9 protein-coding genes are annotated in these 13,215 nt (G+C 71.8%); 8 read left to right on the top strand and 1 reads right to left on the bottom strand.

Annotated features, from left to right (window positions below; genetic code table 11):
• Positions 1–60: 60 nt before the first annotated feature.
• The 5 genes from ASE14_RS09440 (at position 61) to ASE14_RS09420 (ending at position 8,643) form a co-directional block, all read left to right on the top strand.
• Positions 61–1,257, top strand: a complete 1,197-nt coding sequence (locus ASE14_RS09440) for an acetyl-CoA C-acyltransferase (RefSeq protein ID WP_056653942.1) — start codon at positions 61–63, stop codon at positions 1,255–1,257.
• Positions 1,257–2,039 carry an enoyl-CoA hydratase/isomerase family protein gene (locus tag ASE14_RS09435; protein ID WP_056653939.1) on the top strand — a complete coding sequence of 261 codons (783 nt, stop codon included), beginning with the start codon at positions 1,257–1,259 and terminating at the stop codon, positions 2,037–2,039. The genes ASE14_RS09440 and ASE14_RS09435 overlap by 1 nt, the downstream gene beginning before the upstream one ends.
• On the top strand, positions 2,036–2,905 hold the full coding sequence (locus tag ASE14_RS09430) for a 3-hydroxyacyl-CoA dehydrogenase family protein (protein ID WP_082600408.1): 870 nt from the start codon (positions 2,036–2,038) through the stop codon (positions 2,903–2,905). The genes ASE14_RS09435 and ASE14_RS09430 overlap by 4 nt, the downstream gene beginning before the upstream one ends.
• Before the next feature lie 151 nt (positions 2,906–3,056).
• On the top strand, positions 3,057–5,147 hold the full coding sequence (gene paaZ, locus ASE14_RS09425; RefSeq protein WP_056653936.1) for a phenylacetic acid degradation bifunctional protein PaaZ: 2,091 nt from the start codon (positions 3,057–3,059) through the stop codon (positions 5,145–5,147).
• A gap of 424 nt (positions 5,148–5,571) precedes the next feature.
• The gene (locus ASE14_RS09420) at positions 5,572–8,643 is read left to right on the top strand and encodes a DUF5979 domain-containing protein (protein WP_157372910.1); all 3,072 of its coding nucleotides are present in this window, start codon (positions 5,572–5,574) and stop codon (positions 8,641–8,643) included.
• 103 nt (positions 8,644–8,746) lie between these two features.
• Here ASE14_RS09420 and ASE14_RS09415 read toward each other — a convergent pair whose 3' ends face one another.
• Entirely contained in the window at positions 8,747–10,882 is a 2,136-nt protein-coding gene (locus ASE14_RS09415) for a RecQ family ATP-dependent DNA helicase (protein WP_056653930.1), read from the bottom strand.
• A 103-nt stretch (positions 10,883–10,985) separates the two neighbouring features.
• Between ASE14_RS09415 and ASE14_RS09410 the strand changes: the two genes are divergently transcribed.
• From ASE14_RS09410 to ASE14_RS09400, 3 genes are read left to right on the top strand one after another with little or no spacing between them, the layout of a single operon-like run.
• The gene (locus ASE14_RS09410; protein WP_056653928.1) at positions 10,986–11,570 is read left to right on the top strand and encodes a TetR/AcrR family transcriptional regulator; all 585 of its coding nucleotides are present in this window, start codon (positions 10,986–10,988) and stop codon (positions 11,568–11,570) included.
• A complete protein-coding gene (locus ASE14_RS09405) occupies positions 11,563–12,306 on the top strand; it encodes an ABC transporter ATP-binding protein (RefSeq protein WP_056653925.1) in 744 nt (247 codons plus the stop codon). Before ASE14_RS09410 ends, ASE14_RS09405 begins: the two co-directional genes overlap by 8 nt.
• Positions 12,303–13,067, top strand: coding sequence for an ABC transporter permease (locus tag ASE14_RS09400; RefSeq protein WP_056653923.1), 765 nt, complete (start codon positions 12,303–12,305; stop codon positions 13,065–13,067). The genes ASE14_RS09405 and ASE14_RS09400 overlap by 4 nt, the downstream gene beginning before the upstream one ends.
• Positions 13,068–13,215: the final 148 nt, after the last annotated feature.

Here is a 13,215-nt window from a genome sequence, read left to right as displayed (position 1 = left end):
CTTCCTGAACGTTCGGTCGGGAAATGCGGCCGGTGATGACAGTGCAGTCAGGAGTGGACCATGGCTGAGGCCTACCTCGTCGGCGGCGTGCGCACGCCGGTCGGACGCTACGGCGGAGCGCTCGCCGGAGTGCGGCCAGATGATCTCGCCGCGCTCGTCGTCGGCGAGCTCGTGCGGCGCACCCGACTCGACCAGGCCGGCGAGCTCGGCGCGATCGACGAGGTCATCCTCGGCGGCGCCAATCAGGCCGGCGAAGACAACCGCAACGTCGCGCGCATGTCGGTGCTGCTCGCGGGCCTTCCCGACGAGGTGCCCGGCATCACCGTGAACCGGCTCTGCGCCTCGGGCATGTCGGCGATCACGATGGCCGCGCAGGCGATCAGGGCGGGCGATTCCGACCTCATCATCGCCGGCGGTGTGGAGTCGATGACCCGCGCCCCCTGGGTGCAGGCCAAGCCCGATCGCGCGTGGGCCAAGCCCGGCGCGGCCTACGACACCTCGATCGGCTGGCGCTTCCCGAACCCGAAGCTCGTCGCCCGCGACAAGGCGACCTTCTCGATGCCCGAGACGGCCGAAGAGGTCGCTCGCGTCGACGGCATCACGCGCGACGAGGCCGACGCCTTCGCGCTCCGCTCGCAGCAGCGCGCCGCGGCGGCGATCGCCGCTGGCCGTTTCGAGGCCGAGATCGTGGGGGTGCAGACCCATCGCGGCGAGGTGCTCGTCGACGAGGGACCCCGGCCCGAGACGACGCTCGAGGCGCTCGCCGGGCTGCGCCCGGTCGTGCACGGCGGCTCGGTCGTGACGGCCGGCAACTCGAGCGCACTGAACGACGGCGCCTCGGCGATCCTCGTCGCGAGCGCCGCCGCCGTCGAGCGCTACGGACTCATCCCGCGGGCCCGCGTCGTCGTGGGTTCGTCGGCCGGCCTGCCGCCCGAGATCATGGGCCTCGGTCCGGTGCCCGCGACCGAGAAGGCCCTCGAACGCTCGGGCATCGACCTCGACGACATCGGCTCGGTGGAGCTCAACGAGGCCTTCGCCACCCAGTCGATCGCGTCGATGCGCCGTCTCGGCCTCGACCCCGAGCGCGTGAACACCGACGGGGGAGCGATCGCCCTGGGGCATCCGCTCGGCTCGTCGGGGTCGCGCCTCGTGGTGACCCTGCTCGGCCGCATGGAGCGCGAGGACTCGCGCTACGGACTCGCCACGATGTGCGTCGGCGTCGGCCAGGGCAGCGCCCTCATCGTGGAGCGGGTCTGATGCCCGGGGGTCTCGAGACGTCGCTCCGCTCCTCCTCGACCGACGGCGGCGGGCCGCTCCTCGTCGAGCGCCGTGACGATCGGGTGATCGCCACGCTCAACCGGCCAGAGAAGCGCAACGCGATCGACCAGGCCACGATCGACGCCCTGCACCTGCTGTGCGCCGAGCTCGAGGCGGTGCCGCGCACCCTCATCCTCACCGGTGCCGGCGGCGTCTTCGCCTCGGGCGCCGACATCGCACAGCTCCGCGAGCGGCGAGCGGATGACGCGCGCGCCGGCATCAACGCGAACGCCTTCGTGCGCCTCGCACTGCTGCCGATGCCCGTCATCGCAGCGCTCGACGGGTACGCGCTCGGCGGCGGCGCCGAGCTCGCGTACGCGGCCGACATCCGCATCGCGACGCCCGCGCTGAAGATCGGCAACCCCGAGACGGGCCTCGGCATCATCGCGGCAGCCGGTGCGAGCTGGCGGCTGAAGGAGATCGTCGGAGACGCCCGGGCGATCGAGCTGCTGCTGACGGGGCGAACGGTCACCGCGGCCGAGGCGCTCGAGATCGGGCTCGTCAGCGAGCTCCACCCCGCCGACGAGCTGCTCCCCGCCGCGCACGTGATCGCCGATCGCATCGCACGCAACGACCGCGCGGCGACGATCGCGACGAAGCGCGTGTTCCGCGCGCCGCGCGATGCGCACCCGGCCGTCGACCTCGAGGAGCAGGCCGTGCTCTTCGAGAGCCCTGAGAAGTTCCGCCGCATGACCGAGTTCCTCGAGAGGAAGCAGAAGTGAACGAGACCGACACCGGGGCTCCGGCCGACGTCGGCGTGCTCGGCGGCGGGCGCATGGGCGCCGGCATCGCGCACGCCTTCCTGCTCGCGGGATCGCGGGTCACCGTCGTCGAACGCGACGCCGAGGCCGCAGCGGCCGCCTCGAAACGCGTGCTCGACTCCGTCGCGGCATCCGTCGCACGCGGCACCGCCGACGACGATGAGGCGGCGATCGCCGCCCGCTTCGCCGCCTCGACCGACATCGCCGACTTCGCCCGCTGCGACCTCGTCGTCGAGGCCGTGCCCGAAGACCTCGAGTTGAAGATCGACGCCCTCACCCGCGTCGAAGCCGTGATCGCGCCGGGCGCCGCGCTCGCGTCGAACACCTCGTCGATCTCGATCGACCAGCTCGCCGCGCTGCTCGAGCGCCCGTCGCGGTTCCTCGGCACGCATTTCTTCAACCCCGTGCCCGCGTCGACGCTCGTCGAGATCGTTCGCGGCGACGCGACCGAGGGGCCGCTCGTCGAGCAGGCCCGCGCCTGGGTGCGCGCGATCGGCAAGACCCCGATCGTCGTCGCGGATGCCCCGGGATTCGCCTCCTCGCGGCTCGGCGTCATGCTCGGGCTCGAGGCGATCCGCATGCTCGAAGACGGCGTCGCCTCCGCTGAAGACATCGACGCGGCGATGACGCTCGGCTACAAGCATCCGATCGGCCCGCTGCGCCTGACCGACATCGTCGGCCTCGACGTGCGACTCGGCATCGCCGAGTACCTCTCCTCGACGCTCGGCGAGCGCTTCGCCCCGCCCGCGCTGCTGCGCCGCATGGTCGCCGAGGGCAAGCTCGGCCGCAAGACCGGCGAGGGCTTCTACCTCTGGGACGCCCCGTGAGCGGCCCCTCCCGTGGGGTGAGGAGCGAGCGAAGCGACCGTCTCGAAACCGCCACTCGAAACACGAGGTTTCGAGACGGCGCTGGCGCGCCTCCTCAACCCACGGATGCGCTCGCTCCTCAACCAGCGGCCTCGAACAAGGAGAACCCCCGATGAACACGATCCTGCCGAGCTACGTGAACGGCCAGTGGTGGACCCCGACGACGCCGGTTTCGAACGCCGCGGCCGCCGCGTCAGCCGCCGAGGTCCGCGACGCCTCGACCGGCGAGGTCGTCACCCGCGTCTCGACCGAGGGGCTCGACCTCGGCGCCGCGCTCGAGTACGCCCGCACCGCGGGGCAGGCCTCGCTCGGCGAGCTCACCTTCCACCAGCGCGCGGTGCTCCTCAAACAGATGGCGCTCGCGCTGACCGAACGCAAGGCCGAGCTCTACGAGCTCTCGGCGCGCACCGGCGCGACCAAGCAGGACTCGTGGGTCGACATCGACGGCGGCATCGGCGTGCTCTTCACGTACTCCTCGAAGGGGCGTCGCGAGATGCCGAACTCGAAGGTCTACGTCGACGGCGCGGTGGAGCAGCTCTCGAAGGACGGCTCCTTCCTCGGCCGCCACATCTACACGCGCCTGCCCGGCGTGGCCGTGCAGATCAACGCCTTCAACTTCCCGGTGTGGGGCTCGCTCGAGAAGTTCGCTCCGGCCTTCCTCGCCGGCGTGCCGACGCTCGTGAAGCCCGCGACGCCCACGGGCTACCTCGCCGAGGCGTTCGTGCGCATCCTCGTCGAGTCGGGGCTGCTGCCCGAGGGGTCGCTGCAGCTCGTCTCGGGCGGCGTACCGACGCTCTTCGACCACCTGCGCCTCGGCGACCTCGTCGCCTTCACCGGATCGGCGTCGACGGCCGAGAAGCTGCGCGCCAACGATGCGGTGCAGACCGGCGGCGTGCGGTTCACGAGCGAGACCGACTCGATCAACGCGAGCGTGCTCGGCACCGATGCGGTCTCGGGCACCCCCGAGTTCGACGCCTACGTCAAGCAGCTCGTCGCCGAGATGACGACGAAGGCGGGCCAGAAGTGCACGGCGATCCGCCGGGCGATCGTGCCCGCGGCATCCGTCGACGCCGTGATCGACGCCGTGCGCGCTCGCATCGCCGAGCGCGTCGTGCTCGGCGACCCGCGTGCCGAGGGCGTCACGATGGGGCCGCTCGCCTCGATCGCGCAGCGCGACGAGGTGCTCCGCCAGGTCGGGCGCCTCGAGGCCGCGGGCGGCGAGCTCGTCATCGGTTCGACGGATGCCCCGGCGGTCACGCTCGCCGACGGCGCCACCGGCGAGGCATCCGACGGGGCCTTCGTGGCACCCATGCTGCTCCGGTTCGCGGATGCCGCGAGCCCCGCGCTCCACGAGGTGGAGGCGTTCGGCCCGGTCTCGTCGATCGTCGGCTACGACACCGTCGCCGAGGCGGCCGCCCTCGTGGCCCGTGGCGGCGGATCGCTCGTGACGAGCGTCGCGACCCACGACCCCGAGGTCGCCGTGGCGCTCGCGACGGGCATCGCGGCGTACAACGGCCGCGTGCTCTTCCTCGACCGCGACGACGCCCGCTCGTCGACCGGCCACGGCTCGCCGTTGCCGAACCTCGTGCACGGCGGGCCCGGCCGCGCCGGCGGCGGCGAGGAGCTCGGCGGCATCCGCGCGGTGCTGCACCACATGCAGCGCACCGCCGTGCAGGGCTCGCCCGAGATGCTCACCGCCCTCACCGGCGTCTGGCACGCGGGCGCCTCGTCGCAGCCGGGCGGCGTGCACCCGTTCCGCAAGTCGCTCGCCGAGCTGAAGATCGGCGACCAGGTCGTGAGCGCGTCGCGCACGGTGACCTTGGAGGATATCGAGACGTTCGCGCATTTCACCGGCGACACGTTCTACGCGCACATGGACGAGGCCGCGGCATCCGCCAACCCGTTCTTCCCCGGGCGGGTCGCGCACGGCTACCTGCTCGTGTCGTGGGCCGCCGGTCTCTTCGTCGATGCGGCGCCCGGGCCGGTGCTCGCGAACTCCGGTCTCGAGAACCTGCGGTTCGTGACGCCCGTGTCGCCGGGCGACTCGATCCGCGTCGAGCTCACGGCGAAGCAGATCACGCCGCGCGAGACCGATGAGTACGGCGAGGTGCGCTGGGACGCGGTGCTGCGCAACCAGAACGACGAGCTCGTGGCGTCGTACGACGTGCTCACGCTCGTGGCGAAGGAGCTCACCACCGTCTGAGCTGCGCCGCGACGAGCGGCATCGCGCCGGCGATCTCGGTCGGCGCGATGCCGCATCGACACGCCCGGGATTCATGATCCGCCCCCAACCTGCGTCATGATTCCCGGGTTCGCGCGTCCCTTCTATGGCGGCAGCGTCAGCCGCCCGTCCTGACCCGAGAGGACGTGCGTCAGCCGGCACCCGAACGCCGGCCGATGCGCCGGCACACCGCACCTCAGCGGCTGTGCGCTCTTCTGGCCGCGTTCTTCGCGGCCAGCTGCTGCGCGCGGTCGCACCGCGTTTCCCACTTCGTCTTCCCGGGCATGGGGAGCACCCATCGTTTCGCTGCATCCCGTTTCCGGACGTCCGTGAATGAAGGGATGAAGTGATGTCGAGCAGTGTTTCCAGCGGGCCAGCCCCCGGCCGTCTCCGAGGTGTGCGGGCGGTGATCGCATTCCTCATCTGCCTCGTGCTCGGGGTCGCCGCGAGCGTGCTCGCGACCGGAACCGCCGCGAACGCGGCCACCGGCACGCAGATCTCCATCGACGGCGTGAAGTTCGCCACCAGCGAGATCCCGGATGGCAGCCGGCAGGACCTCACTGTCGACTGGAGCGTGCCCGGCGACGCCGTGAACCCGGTGGCGGTGACGATGAATCTCCCCGCCGGACTCACCGGGTACAACGACAAGTTCCCGATGCTCGACCCGGACGGGAAGCCTGCTGGGCAGTGCATCGTCGGTGCTTCGAGCATCACGTGCACCGTCGATCCGGCCTACGTCGAGGGCCACGAGCTCGAGATGAGCGGATCGTTCACCTTCGGAGTGGAGGTCTCGCTCGGCAACACGACGACGGAGAAGCACGTCTTCGACTTCGGCAGCGTCCAGGTGCCGGTGACGGTGACCCCGCGCCCCAGCGGGTGCACGCAGGACTGCGCGTTCGATGGCGCGGAGGCCCGGAAGAGCGGCTCCTACCAGAACGTCGACGACACGATCGTCTGGCGGGTCGCCGTGCCGGCCGGAGCGGATGGCATCCCGGCCAGGACCCGGATCGCGGTCGAGGACCAGCTCGACACCGAGCGGTACGAGCTCGTCGGTGAACCCCGCGTGCTCGAGGCGCGCTCGCTCTCGTACGACTCGCGCGGAAACCAGAATCCGCACTTCGCGTGGAAGCCCGCTTCGGAGTACACGGTGTCGCACGGCGGCACCCGCGTCGAGCTCACCTCGGTCGCCGGCCTCGGCCGTGCGGCTCCCGCAGGGCAGCAGGGCATCGGCGGTTCGATCTACGAGGTCGTCTGGACCGTGAAGGTGCTCGACGGGGGCGCGGCGAAGGACTACGAGAACACGGCGCGCTGGGCGATCGAGGGCGCCGGCTCGGGCGCTGCGACCGGCACCGCGACGCGGACCTCGGGCTCGGGCACCGTCGTCGGCCGCAACTTCGGCAAGTTCCAGCTCATGAAGGAGCTCGCGGGCGACACTTCGCTGACACCCGAGTTCGCCGTGAACTACACGGCGACCCTCGACGGCGTGGTCACCGACCAGCGCACCATCTCGATCCGCGCCGGTGTGCCGTTCCTCAGCAACGAGCTGATCAAGGGCACCACGATCACGCTCGACGAGATCGTGCCGACGGAACCGTCGAACGTGACGTGGGCCGACCCTGTGTTCGTGCTGCCCGACGGCACCGAGAGCGAGCGCCTCGAGCTGACGTTCTCGTCGGCGGATCGCAACCTCGGCAGGCTCACCGAGATCCGCCTGAAGAACCGGGCGACGCTCGAGCGGGCCTCGCTCGGTGCGGCCAAGACCGTCGTGAACGACGACGGGATGCGCATCCCCGCTGACACGAGCTTCACCCTCGACTACCGCTGGGCAGCCGACCCCGCCAAGGGCATCCAACAGGGTGGAGGCTCCGTCGCCCTGCCGCTCGACGGCAGTCGGGTCGAGGTCGCCGACCTCCCGGTCGGTGCCGTCGTGGACTTCTCCGAGAGCGCCCCTGCAGCCGTGCCCGGCGCGACGTGGCAGGCGCCGGTGATCGAGCCGAGTCGCGTCACCGTGGGCGCCGACAGCGCCGGCGTCGAGGTGGCGGTCACGAACACCCTGACGCGCGACCTCGGATCGTTCGAGATCCTCAAGCGGCTCGACGGCAACGCCGCCGGGCTCGTCGACGACCCCACCTTCCTCGTGAAGTGGTCGTACCCGGCTGACCCGGAGCGAGGCGTGTACACAGCCGGAGCCGGCGAGGTCCAGGTCACGGCCGGTGGCGAGGCCGCCGTGGTCGAGCAGCTGCCGGCCGGGGCGACGGTGACGCTGGAGGAGGTGCTCGACGAGGTCGAGGGCGGCACCTGGCAGGAGCCGGTGTTCAGCGCGAAGACGTTCACGGTCGTGAAGGACAACCGCATCGCGATCGACCTCGACAACGAGCTCGCGCTCGACGCCGGGTACTTCTCGGCGGTCAAGGTCATCGACGGCACCGGCGCAGCGCTCGTGCCCGCCACCGACTCGTTCACGATCCACTACCGCTACGGCGCCGGCATCGGCTTCGAGGCCGGCGAGGGCGAGCTCGTGGTGCGGGCCGACGGCTCGACGGCGACGAGTGCGCCGCTTCCGTACGGTGCGGTGCTCGAACTCGCCGAGCTGACGCCCCCGCCCGTGATCGGCGCGACGTGGGACGAGAAGCACACCTTCTCGCCGTCGACCGTGAAGATCGGCGACGGCACGACGGTCGAGGTCACGCTGACGAACTCGATCACGCGCGATCTCGGCTCGTTCAGCCTGCAGAAGCGGGTCGAGGGTACCGGGGCGCACCTCGTGTCGCCCGACCGCGAGTACACGTTCACCTATGAGTACCCGGCGGGCGCGGCCTTCGAGAAGCTCGAGCCGACCGAGATGTCGGTGCCCGGTGACGGCAGTGCCGTCACGATCGACGATGTGCCCGCGGGCGCGGTCGTGACGATCACGGAGCTCCGCCCTGATCCCGTCGTCGGCGGCACATGGGCGGCGCCGCGGTACACAGAGTCGAACACCTTCGTCGTCGGCGCCGACCAGCGGGTCGAGGTGCTCGCGGTCAACACGCTCGAGCTGAACTCCGGGTACTTCTCGGTGCGCAAGGAGCTCGCCGGATCGGGGGCGTCGCTGCTGCCGAAGGGCGCGACGTTCACGGTGCGGTACGCCTACCCGGCCGGGGTCGGCTTCGAGGCGGGCTCGGGCATGCTCAGTGTCGCCGCGGACGGTACCGCGACGAGCGGCGCGATCCCGTACGGCGCGGTCGTGACCCTCACCGAGGTCGCTCCCGAGGCCGTCGCGGGCGCCGACTGGAAGGCGCCCGTATTCAGCGTCGACGTGATCGAGATCGGCGACGGCACGGTCACCGACGTCGTGCTCACGAACACGCTCGAGCGACCGGACGCCGGACTGGCGTCGACGGGTGTCTCAGGCCTCGCGGCGGCCGTGGCGGTCGGCGGCCTCGCGCTCGTCCTCGGTGCGCTCGTGCTCGTCGTGGCAGCGGCCCGCCGCCGGGCGTAGCGAGTACCGGCGCGGCGTCGACGGGCGCCGCGCCGTCCCGGAGGCCGGGTCGCGTGGGCAACGCGGCCCGGCCTCCGGGCGCTTCAGCTCCGATCAGGCGCGCTCAGCCCCGCAGTGCGAGCACGAAGGGCAGCACCTCGGTCGCGCCCGCCTGGCGGAGCTCTTTCGCGGCGATCGTGAGGGTCCACCGGCTGTCGGCCTGGTCGTCGACGAGCAGCACCCCGCCGGCGGGCACGTCGAGCCCGTCGGCCGCGAATCGGTCCCACAGCCCGGCGAGCCGGAACGCGCTGTTGCCGCCGGGCTGACCGGTCGGCCCGCCGTTCCGGGCTTCGAGCGCGCCGAGGTACGGGAGCCGCCCGACCTCGGCGAGGCCGCGGGCGAGCGAGTCGACGAGCAGCGGGCGCGAGCGCGACGGCATCGCCACGACCGCGACCGGGCGCTCGGCCCAGCCCCAATCGGACAGCACGCGTACGCAGGCGGCGAGCACCTGCGGCGAGACGGGCCCGTCGGCGGTGCCGGGCGCGAACAGCTCGCGCAGCGTGCCGCCCCACCCGAGATCGGTCAGTCGCGCGAGCGCCCGGCCCTCGCTCGCCTGCTCGGCGGGCGCGATGCGACCCTTGACGGGCACGCCGAGACGATCGGCTCCAGTCGGCCACGCGCGGCGCGGTTCGATCGGCACGCCGACGCGGTCGAGCGATTCGGCGGCGGTGGCCGTGGCGGATGCCGCGATCTCACGCGGATACCAGACGCCCGCGCAGTTGTCGCACCGCCCGCAGGGCGCGGCCGTGTCGTCGTCGAGCGATCGCTGGAGGAACTCCATGCGGCATCCGTCGGTCTGCTCGTAGTCGATCATGTGCTGCTGCTCTGCGAGACGCTCGGCGGCGATGCGCTCGTAGCGCTCGGCGTCGTAGACCCACGGCGTGCCGGTCGCGACCCAGCCGCCCTGCACCCGGCGCACCGCTCCGTCGACGTCGAGCACCTTCAGCAGCAGCTCGAGCGGGGTGCGGCGGATGTCGACCATCGCCTCGAGGGCGGGTGTGGAGACCGGCACGTCGCCGAGCGCGCCGATGACGCGCTCGGCCCGCTCCTGGTCGGGCATCGACGCGGTCGCGAAGTAGTGCCAGATGGCGGCGTCCTCCGTGCCGGGGAGCAGGAGCACGTCGGCGCTCTCGCTGGCACGGCCGGCACGGCCGACCTGCTGGTAGTAGGCCACGGGCGACGACGGGGCGCCGAGGTGCAGCACGAATCCGAGGTCGGGCTTGTCAAAGCCCATGCCGAGGGCGCTCGTGGCGACGAGCGCCTTCACCTCATTGCGCTTCAGCATGCCCTCGGACTCGGTGCGCTCGTCGGTGTCGGTCTGGCCCGTGTAGGCGCGCACCTCGTGGCCGCGCTCGCGCAGCAGCCGGGCGGTGTCGTTGGCGGCCGCGACGGTCAGCGTATAGATGATGCCCGAGCCCGGCAGGTCGTCGAGGTGGCTGAGCAGCCAGGCCAGTCGGCTCGGCGAATCGGGCAGCCGCAGCACGCCGAGACGGAGCGACGCCCTGGCGAGCGGCCCGCGGATCGTGAGCACCTCGGGTCCGGCTGCGCCGTCGGCCGCGCCGTCGGCCGCGCCCGTGCTGAGCTGCTCCGCGACATCCGCCACCACCCGGCTGTTCGCGGTCGCCGTCGTCGCGAGCACCGGCACTTCGGCGGGCATCTGCGAGATGAGGTCGCGGAGCCGCCGGTAGTCGGGCCGGAAGTCGTGGCCCCAGTCGCTGATGCAGTGCGCCTCGTCGACGACGAGCATGCCGATGCGGCGCACGAGCGCGGGCAGCTGCTCTTCGCGGAACGCCGGGTTGTTGAGCCGCTCGGGGGAGACGAGCAGCACGTCGACCTCGTCGCGGTCGAGTTGTGCGAGCACGTCCCCCCACTCGTGCGCGTTCGTCGAGTTGATGGCGACGGCGCGCACGCCGGCACGCTCGGCGGCCGCGATCTGGTCGCGCATGAGGGCGAGGAGCGGCGAGACGAGCACCGTCGGCCCCGCGCCCTGTCGGCGCAGCAGCAGGGTCGCGACGAAGTACACCGCCGACTTGCCCCAGCCGGTGCGCTGCACGACGAGCGCGCGCCGGCGCCCCTCGACCAGTGCCTCGATCGCATCGAACTGCCCGTCGTGGAACTCGGCGTCGTCGCGCCCGACGAGCTCTCGCAAGGCGGCGAGCGCAGCGGATCTGGTGTCGGAGGGCGGCGCTGCGAGGGTCATCCCCCCACTCTGGCGCACGCGACCGACAAGGTGCTGAGGGGCCGCGGCGGCGTGATCCGAAGCGAGCCTTCCATTCAGAAATGTTAGTGACTAACATGAAGCCATGACGACATCGCCCGATGGCAGCTTCCGTCCCCGTTCGAAACGGGAGCGCACGCTCGCGGCGCTCATCGGTGCCGGGCTCGACCTGTTCGAACGGCAGGGCTACGAAGCGACCACTGCCGCCCAGATCGCCCGTACGGCAGGGGTCACCGAGATGACCTTCTTCCGTCATTTCCCGACGAAGGCTCATCTGCTGCTCGATGATCCGTACGACCCGGTGCTCATCGCCGCCGTTGCGGCGCGGCCACGCGCCGAACGGCCGTTCCTGCGTGCCGTGAACGGCGTGCGCGCCGCGTGGCGGGCGCTGCCCGAACCCGAGGAGCCGGCCATCCGCCGCCGGGTGCGGATCGTCGCCCGCACTCCATCGCTCCGCGGTGAGATGTGGCGATCGACCGGCGAGACCGAGCGGTCGATCGTCGAGCAGCTGGTGGCCGACGGCGCCGCGCCCGAGGCGGCTCGTGTCGCCGCGGCATCCGTGCTCGCGGCACTCGTGGCCGGACTGTACTCGTGGGCCGAACGTGACACCGGCACGCTGACCGATGCGATCGACGACGCGCTCGACGTGATCGACGTGCGCCATGACTGAGGCGGAGCTGCCGCGGCTCGAGGCGCTCGGTCTCGTGCGCCGGTTCCCGGGCGGTGCCGGCGTGCACGGCATCGACCTCCTGGTCCGGCCCGGCGAGATCCACGCCATCGTCGGGCTCAACGGCGCGGGCAAGACGACCCTGATGCGCCTGCTGCTCGGCATGCTCCGCCCGCAGGCGGGCACTGCGCGGATCGACGGCATCGAGATCGGGGAAGGTCCGTCGTCCATCTGGGCGGGAGTGGGTCAGCTGGTGGAGCATCCGCTCGCCTACTCCGAGCTCGACGGGAGGTCGAACCTCATCGTCGCCGCCCGTCTGCACGGCATCGAACGCCGCACCGCCGGCGCACTCGTCGACCGGGCGATCGCCGAGTTCGATCTCGCCCGCTACTCGACGGTTCGGGCGAGCCGCCTCTCGCTCGGCAATCGCCAGCGGCTCGGTCTCGCCGCGGCGCTGCAGCACGATCCGGCGCTCATCGTGCTCGACGAGCCGACGAACGCGCTCGATCCGGCCGGGGTGATCCTGCTTCGCGAAGCGCTCCTCCGCCGCGCCGGCGCGGGGGCCGGCATCCTCGTCTCGAGTCACCACCTCGACGAAGTCGCGCGAATCGCCGACCGTATCACCGTCGTCAACGCGGGTCGCACGATCGGCTCGCTCGACCCCGCGGGCGTCGATCTCGAGCGGGCCTTCTTCGCGATGCTGCATGCCGACGACAGTGAACGCGAGGAGATCGCATGAACTCCGGTTTCCGCACGGCCGTGGCGGTCGAGGCCCGAAAGGCCGCGGCGTCGCGCGTGATGGCCTCGATCACGGTGCTCCTCGTGATCGGCGTCGCCGTGCTCGCGCTCGGCATGCTGATAGCGGCGGGCTCGAGCGACGAACTGCTCCTGGCCAAGCTCGGACCGCTCGCGCGGCTCGACGGCTGGGCCGGGCTCGTCGGCATCGTGTCGCAGATCACCTCGGCAGGCGGCCTGCTCGCGTTCGGGGTGGCGCTCAGTTGGCTCTACGGTCGTGAGTTCTCCGACGGCACGGTCGGCGGGCTGTTCGCGCTGCCCGTGCGCCGCTCGACCATCGCGCTCGCCAAGCTCGCGGTCTACCTCGTGTGGGCCATCGGAGCAGCGGTGCTGCTCGCCGCAGCCGTCGCGATCCTCGGGCTGGCCTTCGGCTACGGCGCGACGGACGCATCCGGCGCCGTCGAACTCCTGCGTGTTCCCGTGCTCGCGATCCTGACCGCGCTCATCGCCGTGCCGGCAGCCTGGGCCGCCACCCTCGGACGCGGGTTGCTGCCGGGCATCGCGGCCACCGTGGTGCTGCTGGTGCTGGCCCAGGTCATGGCGGTCTTCGGCATCGGCGCCTGGGTGCCGATCGTGGCGCCGGCGCTCTGGGCGATCGATCCCGCAACCGTGCCGATCGGGAGCCTCGCCGTCGTGCCGACCGTGCCGGCCGTCTTCGGGGCGTTCACCGCGCTGGCATGGTCGCGCCTGCAGCTCGATCGCTGAGCGTCGTCGGCCGAGCGGCCGCGAACCGACTGCGCGGTCGCGTACGGCGACCCATCCGAGGAATAAGGCGACTGATCCGACGAATAGGGCGATCTCCGGATGTCTCGGGCCCTCCTTAGCGAGGAGTCTCGAACCAGACACCACAGGA

It is taken from the genome of Agromyces sp. Root81 (assembly GCF_001429165.1).
In the GTDB taxonomy this organism is placed as follows: domain Bacteria; phylum Actinomycetota; class Actinomycetes; order Actinomycetales; family Microbacteriaceae; genus Agromyces.
The sequence above is the reverse complement of the archived record's forward strand: the minus strand, read 5'-3'. Positions and strand labels throughout refer to the sequence as shown.